Source organism: Streptococcus infantis, from assembly GCF_047463315.1.
In the GTDB taxonomy this organism is placed as follows: Bacteria; Bacillota; Bacilli; order Lactobacillales; family Streptococcaceae; genus Streptococcus; species Streptococcus infantis_AB.
The window spans coordinates 254,217-266,997 of sequence record NZ_JASHEB010000002.1; the positions used below are offsets into that span (position 1 = coordinate 254,217).

Sequence of the window (12,781 nt, forward strand, 5' to 3'; positions counted from 1 at the left end):
ACTTCCTCTCTATCAAGCCTGACTTTGCTCTACTTGATTTTCCTCATTCTTTTTCATGAGATAGATATCTCCAAAACTCTCTTTTTGAATCAAGAGAATTTCTTGGGTTTTAATCAACTCCAAGGTTGCTAAAAAAAGTGTAATGACCTCTTGTAAATCCTTGGTTTCTTTAAACAAATCTTGCAAGCACAATTGTTGATCTTCAACCAAGGCTTCTCGGACGATAACCATCATATCCTCAATCTTATACTCATCTCGTAAAATGGTTGTATGATTTTTCGAGAATTCTTCCTTTTTCTTGGTCAGTAATGTTGAAAAAGCTAAGAAAAGATCGATCGTGGTCTTATCATGCACAAGTTCAGCATCCTCATAAATCAACTCTGTCGGTACTTTTGAGTAATATTGAGCTCGTTCCTGGTGCTTCACTTCCAACTGCTCTCCCAAAAGTTTAAACTTGCGGTATTCTTCAATCTGAGAAAGGAGATCCTGCTCTAGGTCATCCTCTAAATCAGACACTTCCGCAACCTTTGGCAAGAGCTTACGACTTTTGATCAGCATCAGTTGGCTAGCCATCACCATATATTCACCTGCCACTTCTAAACGCATGGCTTGTAAGGTTGATATGTAGGCTAGATACTGCTCAATAACTTCTGTAATCGGTACATCATAGATATCCATCTGATACTTTGAAACCAAGTGTAAGAGCAAGTCCAAAGGCCCTTCAAAATCTTTTAATTTAATATCCATTATCTATATTTTTCCAAGGTCATGACTGTTTTTAATCCCAATTTTTTGGCGATTTCATACAAGTCAACCTTTTCTTCAATTTGTCTCAGTATAAACTGTTCTCTCAATCCTTGAGCCGATAAATCTGCAAAACCTTTTTCCTTTAGAAAGGCTTCTAACTGACGAAAGGCCCATTGACGAGAGTATGGCTTACCAGTTTTTTCAAAGAGGTAGGTCTGTCCCATCAAGGGTTCTAACTCTACAAGTAATTTTGTGGGAAGACTCAAGATTCTTTGTTGAGAGGCTTTATTGATTCTCAACACTTGAAAATCTAGATTCACATCACTTAGTTTTATGGCTAGAATTTCACTAGGCAAGAGGCCCAATTCAACTATCAATAAGGCTATTAAACGCCCTTCTGGATAGGTACTTTCTTGCCAGAAAGAACTCAAGTCTAAAAGCTCTGACTTGACTTGTTTTTTCTCAGCCTGTTTCGGCAATTCCAAACGATAAAAGGTGCCAATCTTTCCTTTCTGGTATAAAAAGTAAAGAAATTGATTGCAGGCAGAAACTTTACGCTTTTGGGCACTAATTTTAAAATTTGATAGTTGAGCTTGGTAGATTTTTAAACTTGTCTCAGAAATTCGTTCTCCAATAAGATCTAAAAACTGCTCCAAGTCATATTTATAAGACTGTTTAGAATTACTAGATAGATTTTGCTTTTCTTCTAAAAATGTTAAAATCCATTCTCTCATTTGCTTCGAATCTCATATTCCTTACTAAAGTCATGCAGGAGGGCATTGACAGCCTTGAGAATTGACTTCCGCGTGATAATCCCTTGGAAAATACCATCCTTATCAACGACTGGCAGGAAAGACTCATCCACTAGCTTATGTAAAACATCCGTCAATGTATAGTTTGGATTAACTACCGCGACATCCTTCTTTGTCATGTGAACAATATCCATATCCGCCATGACTTCCTGACTCAAACCCTGCTCCATTTGATATGCAAAAATATCTCTAAGCCCTATGGTCCCAACAAATTTTTTCTCAGCAGTCACTACTGGAACTCGTGTATAAGTCATCTGGCTAAGGAGGAGAATGGCATGATCTGCATTGTGAGTATCAATGAGCACAGCCAAATTTTCAGCAGGAGTCAAAAAGGTTTCCTCTTGCTCCAGCAAAAAGAGTTCAAATTCTTTGGCAATCATCGAGCAAACTCCTTGGACAAGCCTGGATAAACCTCATGGTCACGAGTCAAAAAGTCCACTTTGAAATAGCTGTCATCAATCTCTACACGAGCGTAGAGACATTCTCTGATGGTTCCACGTGGTTGGCTGATAGAACCTGGATTTAGGAAGAGGGTTTTCCCTTCTATCCAAGCATTTGGCACATGCAAGTGACCATAGAGACAGATATCAGCATCTTCCTCTTGGGCCCAGAAATCTAGTTTTTGGAAATTGAAGTTAATGTCAAATAAGTGGCCGTGGGTCTGGATAATCTTGGTAGGACCCAGTTGAGTCACTAAGCGTTCTGGATAATCTGAATAGAAATCCATGTTTCCTCTAACTACCTGAATCCCTTCCCAGAGTGGTGAATCTGGGCGAAGCTCCGAGTCACCATCGTGAAAAATGGCATCAACTTTCCCAAGATAGCGATCACGTATTTCTTCTACAATCAAGCTATCTCCATGGGAGTCGCTCATTACAATGATGGTTTGCTTTGCCATGATGGAAATACCTCCAAAAGTTTCTTAACGGCTAAGGCACGGTGAGATTGACTATTTTTTTCTTCAAGGGTTAATTCAGCTGATGACTTGCCTGTTTCTCCTACTAGGAAAAGAGGATCATAGCCAAAACCATTTTCACCCTTAGGTTCAAAGTTAATGTAGCCTGGCCAATCAGCTTCGACAACCAAGCTTTCCTTACCTGGGCTAGCCACAACCAAAGTGGTGTGGAATTGTGCCGAACGGTCCTTGAGTTCAAAGACCATGGCTAATTCGTGCAAGAGTTTAGCATTGTTTTCCTGGTCAGTGGCTCCCACTCCTGCAAATCGAGCTGACCAAACGCCTGGCAATCCACCGAGGACATCGACTTTAAGACCAGAATCATCTGCTAGAACCATCTTGCCTGTCAATTTGGAGATGGTTTCAGCCTTAAGGCGAGCATTTTCTTCAAAGGTCATACCAGTTTCAGCAACTTCAGGCAGATCTGGGTAATCATTGAGATTCTCCACATCATATCCAAGTTTGTCAAAGATAGCACGAAATTCCTTGGTCTTCCCTTCATTACGAGTCGCTATCAACAAGGTTTCTCTGACTTTGCTAGTTTCAAAGAAGTCTTCGACATCAACTCCTTCTTTAGGTAATTCCACATGCAAGAGTTGTCCATTTTCAACTAAGAGCAAGGCACCTTGGCGTTGAATGACTTCCAAGTTTCGACCGGCTTCTGCATTTAAAATCTCAACGATAAAAGAGAGTAAACGGAAGTTGGAAGACCAGCGCATTACCGTAATCGTGATTAGAAAACCATTTTCCTCATCACGGAAAATGCGAGCCAAATCCATAAAATCGAGATCAAGAGGATCTTTTATAAGGCTATAAATTCCACCGTAGATGTCCCAGACACCTACATACCAGTCCTGGTCATCCTTGTATTCATAAATTTTGTTTGTCATAATGTTACATGCTCCACATGAATCTCTTTTTCTAACCATTCCGCTCCAATCTGAGCAAAACTATGGCTATTTGCAGTCGTATAAAAACGGTGTTGTAGAGGCCCTGCATCGCGGCCACGATTAATCTCGAAGTAATTAAGTAATACAGAAATGTCACGTACACACTCTGCTCCACTATCAATCAGTTTTACCTCTGGTCCCATCACATTTTGGATAATGGGTCTGAGGAGCGGGTAGTGGGTACAACCCAAAATCAAGCTGTCTACCTTGCCCACTAATGGACGCAAGGTTTCATAAACTACTTTCTTGGTCACACTGGTTGAAAGGGCCCCAGACTCAACCAAGGGAGCAAACTTAGGGCAGGCCAAACTTTCAACTTGCAAATTTGGATCTAGGTCATGAATTTTTTGACGATAGATATCTGATTGTACTGTCATCGGTGTTCCAATTACACCGATTCTCCCACCCTGACTTGCTTTGATAGCAGCTGAAGCGCCCGGCAAAATCACTCCAAGAACAGGAATATCGAGTTTGGATTTAATTTCTTCCCAAACAACTGCTGTTGCAGTATTACAAGCGATGACAATCATCTTGACATCCTTAGTCAAAAGAAAGTTGACCAACTGCCAAGTATATTCACGAATTTGCTCAGCAGGACGAGGCCCGTAAGGTGCCCGTGCCGAATCTCCAATATAGACGATTTCTTCATGAGGAAGCTGGCGCATGAGCTCACGTACAACGGTCAAGCCTCCAACGCCCGAATCCAAAAAACCAATTGGTCGATTATCCATACAGTCTTCTTTCTAGTCTTATTTTTCTGATTGATAGTTCATTATCATTACATTTCTCGCTGAAATTTCTGACAGACTGGTAAACTCCAGACTATCTCCCTCTTAATCATAATCAAATATCAATAGAATGCAAGGAAAAAGTCTTATCCTTAAATATCAGTTGAACATAGTGAGAAGTCTGGAATTTTCATCCCAGACTTTTCCTATTTATTTCTTTTTATTGTTAGCAAGGGCTGCTTTTTGTTGGCGAATGATTTGGTGGTACACTTGTTGTACCTTAGCTTCGCTTGGTTTTTGACCATTTGCACTCAACAGAGTACGAACTGCTTCTGCATTCAAACGTGGGTTATCAGCAAATTCTTTTTCAATTTGCTTGCGCACCAAGTACATTCCTCCAAGAGCTCCACCTAGAAAAGCTAAAACAATCAAGACAATTGCTAAAATAAGGTCCATAATATTTCTCCTGTTTCTTTTTGAATCTTCTATATTATACCATAAAGTCCCACGCCTGACTAGTTTGATTTACGCTTTCAAAAGGGTCGGGCATTCCTCAGATTCTTTTTCTGCTCTAATCTTTTTTAATTCAATAAAATTAAAAAAGAACTAAAATTTGGTAAAATAATTCAGTTTTTCCTAAAAAACCTTGCATTGGATTGATTTATTTGCTATATTAAGATTATACAAAACAAAGGAAACATCTTTCTGCAAGGCTTATTTTTTTTACAAGAAAATGTATGCGCTTACAGATTTGAGAAAGGAGTTTTTATGGAGAAGAGCTATTGGGAAAAATCCTGTAAGTATAGCATCCGAAAATTGACCGTTGGAACTGCTTCCGTTCTACTGGGAGCTGTTTTTCTAGCAACACAGAATGTAGCTGCCGATGGTATCGAAGTGAAAGAAAATCAAGCAAGTGTCAGTGAGACTACGGTTCAAGTGAATACAAAAGTCGAGGAACCCACTCAAGAGGGTAAGGAAAATCAACCAAACACAGAAAATCAAACTTCTACTGAATTAGCTGACAAAGAGGTAAAACCTGAAAAGGAAACACCTCAAATACATCATCAATCAGAGACTAACGCTGTAGTTGAACCTTCTGAAAATAAGGAGAGTGAAAAACCAGAACTTCCTATGACTAAGCAAGAAAACTATCAACTTCATTACGACCAACCAACTGCTCCTTCTTATGACGGCTGGGAAAAACAAGCCCTGCCAGTCGGAAATGGAGAAATGGGGGCAAAAGTTTTTGGGCTCATCGGTGAAGAAAGAATCCAATACAATGAAAAAACTCTCTGGTCTGGTGGACCGCAACCGGATAGCACCAATTACAATGGGGGGAACTATCAAGACCGCTATAAGGTCTTAGCAGAAATTCGTAAGGCATTAGAAGAAGGAAACCGCCAAAAAGCAAAACAATTAGCGGAGCGCAACCTAGTCGGACCAAACAATGCTCAGTATGGTCGTTACTTATCTTTTGGTGATATCTTTATGGTCTTTAACAACCAAAAGAAAGGCTTGGAGAATGTTACCGACTATCATCGTGGCTTAGATATTTCTGAAGCCATCTCGACCACTTCTTATACCCAAGACGGTACAAACTTTAAGCGCGAAACCTTCTCTAGCTATCCTGACGATGTTACTGTGACCCACTTGAGTAAAAAAGGAGATAAAACCCTTGATTTTACACTCTGGAATAGCTTGACTGAAGATTTGATTGCGAATGGCGACTACTCCTGGGAGTATTCGAATTATAAACAAGGAGCAGTTACGACTGATTCTAATGGTATTTTGCTCAAAGGAACTGTCAAAGACAATGGTCTGAAATTTGCTTCCTATCTCGGAATCAAGACAGACGGACAAGTCACTGCACAAGATGGCTATTTAACTGTTACCGGAGCCAGCTATGCGACCCTTTTACTCAGTGCCAAGACCAACTTTGCTCAAAATCCAAAAACCAATTATCGCAAGGATATTGACGTAGAAAATACTGTTAAGTCTATCGTAGAAGCTGCCAAGGCAAAAGATTATGAAACCCTAAAAAATAACCACATCAAGGATTATCAAAGTCTCTTCAACCGTGTTCAACTAAATCTTGGTGGCAACAAGTCTAGCCAAACTACAAAAGAAGCTCTGCATACCTACAACCCAGAAAAAGGGCAAAAACTAGAAGAGCTCTTCTTCCAATACGGACGTTATCTACTCATCAGTTCTTCTCGTGACCGGACAGATGCCCTTCCTGCCAACTTGCAGGGTGTTTGGAATGCAGTAGACAATCCACCTTGGAACTCAGACTACCACCTCAATGTCAACCTTCAGATGAACTACTGGCCTGCCTACATGAACAATCTTGCAGAAACTGCTAGGCCAATGGTCAATTATATTGATGACATGCGCTACTATGGTCGTATCGCTGCTAAAGAATATGCAGGTATCGAATCCAAAGAAGGCCAAGAAAACGGTTGGTTGGTTCATACTCAGGCAACACCATTTGGCTGGACAACTCCAGGTTGGAATTATTACTGGGGTTGGTCTCCTGCTGCCAATGCTTGGATGATGCAGAACGTCTATGACTACTACAAATTCACCAAGGATGAAACCTATCTCAAAGAAAAGATTTATCCAATGCTCAAGGAAACAGCCAAGTTCTGGAATTCCTTCTTGCACTACGACAAATCTAGTGACCGTTGGGTTTCTTCTCCATCCTACTCACCAGAGCATGGAACTATCACGATTGGGAATACCTTTGACCAATCTCTAGTTTGGCAACTCTTCCACGACTATATGGAAGCAGCCAACCACCTGAAGGTCGACCAAGATTTGGTGACAGAAGTGAAGGCTAAATTTGACAAGCTCAAACCACTTCATATCAACCAAGATGGCCGTATCAAGGAATGGTATGAGGAAGACAGTCCTCAATTCACTAATGAAGGAATTGAAAACCATCACCGTCACGTTTCTCATCTGGTTGGGCTCTTCCCAGGAACCTTATTTGGCAAAGATCAGCCTGAATACCTAGAGGCGGCACGCGCAACCCTTAACCATCGTGGAGATGGTGGTACTGGTTGGTCTAAGGCTAATAAAATCAACCTCTGGGCTCGTCTCCTAGATGGAAACCGTGCCCATCGTTTATTGGCAGAACAGCTCAAATCCTCAACTCTAGAAAACCTCTGGGATACGCACGCGCCTTTCCAAATTGATGGGAACTTTGGTGCAACCAGCGGTATGGCAGAAATGCTCCTTCAGTCTCACACCGGCTACATTGCCCCATTACCAGCCCTTCCAGATGCATGGAAAGATGGTCAAGTCTCAGGTCTAGTAGCTCGTGGTAACTTTGAAGTCAGCATGAAATGGAAAGAAAAGAATCTTGAAACACTATCCTTCCTTTCTAATGTGGGTGGAGACTTAGTCGTAGACTATCCAAATATCGAAGCTAGCCTTATCAAGGTAAACGGTAAGGAAGTACAAGCTACCCGCATCAAAGACAATCGCATTCAACTTGCTACTCAAAAGGGCGATGTCATCACCTTTGAAAACTTCCCTGGTCGTATTACTCGTCTGACTGCCCAACGAAAAGATTCAACGACTACTGAACTCAACTTCAATACAGTTGAAGGGGCGACTCATTATGTCATCCATCGGGAAAGTAGGGATGAAAACAGTCAAACTTCTACTGTCCGTGAGTTTACAACCAACCAAACTCGCTTTATCGACCGTTCTATTGATTCAAGCCATGCCTATACTTATACCGTTAAGGCTATGCTAGGAGACCGTTCAACACCTGTTTCTGATGTTGCTTCAATTTCCGCCTTTAGTGAGCTCATGGACGATCGTGACTCTCGCATTCAGTATGGTGCTGCCTTTGGAGACTGGTCTGACTCAGAACTCTTTGGCGGAACAGAAAAATACGCCGATATCTCAAATGGGAATTATTCCGATAAAGATGCAACAGCAACCATTCCTTTCAATGGACCTGGTATTGAAATCTACGGACTCAAATCTTCTCAATTAGGACTTGCTGAGGTTACAATCGATGGCAAATCTGTTGGAGAACTTGATTTCTATACAGATGGAGCTACTGAAAAGGGTGTCCTAATCGGTCGTTATACAAATCTTTCTTCAGGTCCTCACCTCATGACCATCACTGTTAAACGAGAACATAAAGGACGAGGAAGTGAACGCTCAAAAATTTCCTTAGATTACTTCAAGGTCTTCCCAGGTCAAGGAGAAACAGTTGAGAAGATAGATGATCGTGATTCTCGTATCCAATACGGTTCAGCATTTAAAGACTGGACTGATGCAGAACTCTATGCTTCTACAGAGAAATATGCAGATATTAATGCAGACGATAGTCTTGCTCCTGAAGCAACTGCAAGAATTCCATTCTCTGGTACAGGTATCCGTATCTATGGACTGAAAACATCTGCTCTTGGTAAGGCACTTGTGACTCTCGATGGAAAAGAAATGCCAAGCCTTGACTTTTACACTGCCGGAGCTACCAAAAAAGGAGCATTGATTGGAGAGTTTACTAATCTAGCAGATGGCGACCATGTCCTAACTTTGAAAGTGGATCCAGATTCTCCAGACGGTCGAAAGAAAATCTCCCTTGATTCATTCGATATTCTAAAAGCTCCATCAGTATCATTAGATACACCAAGCCTCGAACCTATAAAGGTAGAAGATAAGACAGTTACCCTAACTTTACCTACTGGTAACTGGGATGCTGTAGCTGTGACATTCCCTGGCGTCAAAGATCCTCTCTTACTTAGAAAAGTCGACGAAGATCATCTTGTCACTTCTGGCGAGCAAACGGTATTAAGCATAAAGGATAACAAGGTAGAAATCGACATTCCTGAAACTACGGAACGTAAAACTGGCAATCCAATAGAAGCTTATGCTATCCTAGGAGAAACACGAAGCAGTACTATTGTAACAGTCTTTCCAAAAGGGGAAACTGCACCTGTAGAAGATCCAGTTGTTACAAGCAAAGGTGACGAGCCTGCTCCAGTAGTAACCATTCCTGAATATACTGACCCAATTGGTACTGCGGGAGAACAGGAAGCGCCTATTGTGGATATTCCTGAGTACACTGATCCTATCGGTACTGCGGGAGAACAGGAAGCGCCTATCGTGGACATTCCTGAATATACTAAGCCTATCGGTACTGCAGGGGAACAAGCAGCTCCTATCGTAGATATTCCTGAATACACTGATCCTATCGGTACTGCAGGGGAACAAGCGGCGCCTACTGTAGATATTCCTGAATATACTAAGCCTATCGGTACTGCTAGCGACCAAGCAGCGCCTATCGTGGATATCCCTGAATACACTGGCCCTATCGGTACTGCGAGCGACCAAGCGGCGCCTATCGTGGATATTCCTGAATACACTAAGCCTATCGGTACTGCGGGAGAACAGGAAGCGCCTATCATTTCTCTTCCTGAGTTTAAACTCAAAGCCTTAAAAGACCAGGCTACCGGAGTTCAAGTCATCAGTGGAGCAAATGAGCTAGGTGAAGCAAGTTATCTTGAAATCCAGAAAGTAGACAAGCAAGAACTCTTGGGCAAGAAATATGATGCCTACAACATTCAACTCAAGAATGAAAATGGTCAACTAATCCAAGCAAAAGGTGCTGTACTGGTTCGATTACCAATTTCTGGCACAGTCCAAGAATTCTATCGCTTCAGTTCAGAAATAGACTTGAAAGCACAAGATTTCACAATTCGTGATGGCATGCTTGAGTTTCTCACCATTGATTTGACTACTTATGCTATCGTCTACAAGACTGAAACAGAAGTCCAACAACCAAGCTCAAGTCAAATCGAAGAAGCTAGTCCATTAGCAAATAAAAACCAGCTCAATGGTGAAATTTCTACAAATGACAAGCAGCTTCCTGCCACAGGAGAAGAGGCCAGCCCACTCCTCTTCATGGCAAGTCTCAGCTTAGCTTTAACTGCAGCCTTCTTGCTTAAAGGTAAAAAAGAGTGATCCCAATAAATCTATAAAGATTTAGATAAATAGAAAAAAGGATGAGTAAATTACTCATCCTTTTGATTTCTTTCAGAGTCTTTTAAAATAAACTAAAAAGCCAGTTATAAATCCAGTTAAAAATCGAATATAACAAATTCAAAAGGAATTCATAAAAAAATAAACAAATGTGATACCAAATGAATTCTACAAGCGTAATCAGTGGCTTGACTAGGATATAAAATAAAATATCCCAAATAAATTTCATTTTTTATCTTCCTTTCTAGGAAGTCCTGCAATCCAAGGCAGAGCAGATATCATTTTATAAGCCGCAAGAAATTTAGCAACCTCTAGGGCTTTTGGCTCAGATTCCTTCTTCTCAGTCAGTACTTCCATTCCTTTTACCCAGAAGCATGTCCCAATTATTCTAGCCATTCCTGTAAAAAAATTTGGTTGGTTGTCCATGTGATTCTCCCTTGATTACTCCGACTATTGCTATTCTATTTTTATTGTATTCAGTATATCAAATTCTTATAGATAATCAAGCTTTTATCTGTAAAATAAAAAAGTTTCATAATCTTACTAGAAGACTTCTAGCTAGATTATAAAACTTTAGTGATTATTTCATTTCTTTTTTATAGCGTTCCAATTCTGCTTGGTTAGCCCAAACATAATGTCCTGGACGAATTTCAACCATAGACGGTTTATCAGTTTCGTAGTCATGTTGATTAGGATCATAGACTTTCAAAACTTTCTTACGTTCCAAGATTGGGTCTGGAATCGGCACAGCTGATAAAAGTGCTTGTGTGTATGGATGAACTGGATTGTTAAACAATTCTTCAGTTTCAGCCACTTCAACAATGACACCCTTATAAATTACCGCGATACGATCAGAGATAAAACGAACTACTGACAAATCGTGGGCGATAAAGAGATAGGTCAAACCCAATTCTTTTTGGAATTTCTTGAGCAAGTTCAAAACTTGGGCACGAACAGAAACATCCAAGGCTGAAATTGGCTCATCCGCGATCACGAAGTCAGGTTGCATAACCAAGGCACGAGCAATCCCGATACGTTGACGTTGTCCACCTGAGAACTCATGAGGGTAACGTGTCAAGTGTTCAGCCAAAAGTCCTACTTCACGAATGATGTTTTGAACTTTTTCTTTTCTTTCTTCTTCGTCTTTAAATAAATGGTGGTTGTAAAGACCTTCAGAGATGATATAGTCAACTGTTGCACGTTCATTCAAACTTGCGGCTGGGTCTTGGAAAATCATTTGAATGCGACGGATTAATTCCGCTGCTTGTTCACGTGATTTTTTACCATTGATTTTTTGTCCATCAAAGATGATATCCCCTTTGCTGGTATCATTAAGGCCGATAATGGCACGACCAATTGTTGTCTTACCACTACCAGATTCTCCAACGAGAGAGAATGTTTCACCTTTGTTGATAAAGAAGTTTGCATTTTTAACGGCTACAAACTTTTTGCTTCCTTCACCGAAGGAAATCTCTAAGTCTTTAACTTCTACTAATTTTTCAGACATTTCCTTCCTCCTAGTCCTCAAGATGAGCAAAGCCCATCTTTTCACGAATCTTATCGTGTAAATCTGCAATTACTGCTGGTTTTGCAACTTTTGGAGCTTGTTCATCAAGCAACCATGTTTTAGCCCAGTGAGTATCAGATACTGCAAACTGAGGAGCTTTTTCTTCGAAATCAATCTTCATCGCATAATCTGAACGAAGAGCAAAAGCATCTCCCTTCAATTCAGTATACAGTGATGGAGGTGTTCCCGGAATTGAATACAATTCTCCTTTATCGTCAGCCAGCTGTGGCAAACTTGATAAGAGGCTCCATGTGTATGGGTGACGTGGATCGTAGAAGATTTCTTCAACTGTACCATACTCAACGATTTCACCAGCATACATAACTGCAACTTTATCAGCAATACTTGCTACAACACCAAGGTCGTGTGTGATAAAGATAGTTGTAAAGTGGTATTCTTGTTGAAGTGTTTTCAACAAGTCAATAATCTGAGCTTGGATGGTCACATCAAGGGCTGTTGTTGGTTCATCACAAATCAAAACATCTGGACGACACGCAAGGGCAATCGCAATAACAATACGTTGACGCATTCCTCCAGAATACTGGAATGGATATTCATTAAAACGTCTCTCAGCGTCAGGGATACCAACCTTATTCATATAGTCAATCGCCAAGTCTTTTGCTTCTTGAGCCGTTTTCCCTTGGTGTTTAACAATAACTTCTGTGATTTGACTTCCGATTGTTTTGATTGGGTCAAGACTGGTCATCGGGTCCTGGAAGATCGTTGCAATCTTCGCACCACGAATTTGCTCCCAATCTTTATGAGAAGAAAATTCAGTCAAATCTTGGTCACGGTAAAGAATACTACCGTTCGCAATACGACCATTATCTTCCAACATTCCTGTAAAAGTTTTTGTTAAAACAGATTTCCCTGAACCAGATTCTCCAACGAGTGCAAGCACTTCGCCCTCAATCAACTCCAGAGATACTCCACGAATAGCTGTCAAAATTTTGTCACGAACATCAAATTCCACGACAATATCTTGAGCAGTCAAAATTACATTTTTTTCTTTTGCCATG

Annotated in this window: 11 protein-coding genes; 1 reads left to right on the plus strand and 10 read right to left on the minus strand. The window is 40.8% G+C overall.

Features of this window, described 5'->3' with window-relative positions; all coding sequences use genetic code 11:
- Positions 1-12 precede the first annotated feature (12 nt).
- The 7 genes from QM857_RS03265 to QM857_RS03295 form a co-directional block, all read right to left on the minus strand.
- Positions 13-747, minus strand: a complete 735-nt coding sequence (locus QM857_RS03265; RefSeq protein WP_414275055.1) for a segregation/condensation protein A — start codon at positions 745-747, stop codon at positions 13-15.
- Positions 747-1,481 (minus strand): site-specific tyrosine recombinase XerD, encoded by a 735-nt coding sequence (gene xerD, locus QM857_RS03270; protein WP_414275056.1) that lies wholly within the window; start codon positions 1,479-1,481, stop codon positions 747-749. The genes QM857_RS03265 and xerD overlap by 1 nt, the downstream gene beginning before the upstream one ends.
- Positions 1,478-1,939, minus strand: a complete 462-nt coding sequence (gene cbpB, locus QM857_RS03275; RefSeq protein WP_303404129.1) for a cyclic-di-AMP-binding protein CbpB — start codon at positions 1,937-1,939, stop codon at positions 1,478-1,480. Before cbpB ends, xerD begins: the two co-directional genes overlap by 4 nt.
- On the minus strand, positions 1,936-2,457 hold the full coding sequence (locus QM857_RS03280) for a metallophosphoesterase (protein WP_061863414.1): 522 nt from the start codon (positions 2,455-2,457) through the stop codon (positions 1,936-1,938). The genes cbpB and QM857_RS03280 overlap by 4 nt, the downstream gene beginning before the upstream one ends.
- Entirely contained in the window at positions 2,433-3,404 is a 972-nt protein-coding gene (locus tag QM857_RS03285; RefSeq protein WP_414275057.1) for a nucleoside-triphosphate diphosphatase, read from the minus strand. Before QM857_RS03285 ends, QM857_RS03280 begins: the two co-directional genes overlap by 25 nt.
- Positions 3,401-4,195, minus strand: coding sequence for a glutamate racemase (racE, locus tag QM857_RS03290; RefSeq protein ID WP_247912844.1), 795 nt, complete (start codon positions 4,193-4,195; stop codon positions 3,401-3,403). Before racE ends, QM857_RS03285 begins: the two co-directional genes overlap by 4 nt.
- Before the next feature lie 207 nt (positions 4,196-4,402).
- Entirely contained in the window at positions 4,403-4,648 is a 246-nt protein-coding gene (locus QM857_RS03295; protein WP_004251708.1) for a YneF family protein, read from the minus strand.
- Between the two features lie 312 nt (positions 4,649-4,960).
- On the opposite strand from QM857_RS03295, the gene QM857_RS03300 reads away from it, so the two are divergent.
- Positions 4,961-10,177 (plus strand): SIALI-17 repeat-containing surface protein, encoded by a 5,217-nt coding sequence (locus tag QM857_RS03300; RefSeq protein ID WP_414275058.1) that lies wholly within the window; start codon positions 4,961-4,963, stop codon positions 10,175-10,177.
- A 243-nt stretch (positions 10,178-10,420) separates the two neighbouring features.
- On the opposite strand, the gene QM857_RS03305 is transcribed toward QM857_RS03300, so the two are convergent.
- From QM857_RS03305 to QM857_RS03315, 3 genes are all read right to left on the minus strand, one after another.
- Complete coding sequence (locus QM857_RS03305; RefSeq protein ID WP_414275059.1) at positions 10,421-10,621, minus strand: mechanosensitive ion channel protein MscL; 201 nt, start codon at positions 10,619-10,621, stop codon at positions 10,421-10,423.
- Between the two features lie 154 nt (positions 10,622-10,775).
- The gene (locus QM857_RS03310) at positions 10,776-11,702 is read right to left on the minus strand and encodes an ATP-binding cassette domain-containing protein (protein ID WP_263394061.1); all 927 of its coding nucleotides are present in this window, start codon (positions 11,700-11,702) and stop codon (positions 10,776-10,778) included.
- Between the two features lie 10 nt (positions 11,703-11,712).
- Positions 11,713-12,780, minus strand: a complete 1,068-nt coding sequence (locus QM857_RS03315; protein WP_414275060.1) for an ABC transporter ATP-binding protein — start codon at positions 12,778-12,780, stop codon at positions 11,713-11,715.
- Between the last annotated feature and the right edge of the window lies 1 nt (position 12,781).

What these genes read in the sequence shown, in the direction of transcription:
- QM857_RS03265 (WP_414275055.1), bottom strand. Translation starts at nt 747, where the DNA reads ATGGATATTAAATTAAAAGATTTTGAAGGGCCTTTGGACTTGCTCTTA.
- xerD (WP_414275056.1), bottom strand. Translation starts at nt 1,481, where the DNA reads ATGAGAGAATGGATTTTAACATTTTTAGAAGAAAAGCAAAATCTATCT.
- cbpB (WP_303404129.1), bottom strand. Translation starts at nt 1,939, where the DNA reads ATGATTGCCAAAGAATTTGAACTCTTTTTGCTGGAGCAAGAGGAAACC.
- QM857_RS03280 (WP_061863414.1), bottom strand. Translation starts at nt 2,457, where the DNA reads ATGGCAAAGCAAACCATCATTGTAATGAGCGACTCCCATGGAGATAGC.
- QM857_RS03285 (WP_414275057.1), bottom strand. Translation starts at nt 3,404, where the DNA reads ATGACAAACAAAATTTATGAATACAAGGATGACCAGGACTGGTATGTA.
- racE (WP_247912844.1), bottom strand. Translation starts at nt 4,195, where the DNA reads ATGGATAATCGACCAATTGGTTTTTTGGATTCGGGCGTTGGAGGCTTG.
- QM857_RS03295 (WP_004251708.1), bottom strand. Translation starts at nt 4,648, where the DNA reads ATGGACCTTATTTTAGCAATTGTCTTGATTGTTTTAGCTTTTCTAGGT.
- QM857_RS03300 (WP_414275058.1), top strand. Translation starts at nt 4,961, where the DNA reads ATGGAGAAGAGCTATTGGGAAAAATCCTGTAAGTATAGCATCCGAAAA.
- QM857_RS03305 (WP_414275059.1), bottom strand. Translation starts at nt 10,621, where the DNA reads ATGGACAACCAACCAAATTTTTTTACAGGAATGGCTAGAATAATTGGG.
- QM857_RS03310 (WP_263394061.1), bottom strand. Translation starts at nt 11,702, where the DNA reads ATGTCTGAAAAATTAGTAGAAGTTAAAGACTTAGAGATTTCCTTCGGT.
- QM857_RS03315 (WP_414275060.1), bottom strand. Translation starts at nt 12,780, where the DNA reads ATGGCAAAAGAAAAAAATGTAATTTTGACTGCTCAAGATATTGTCGTG.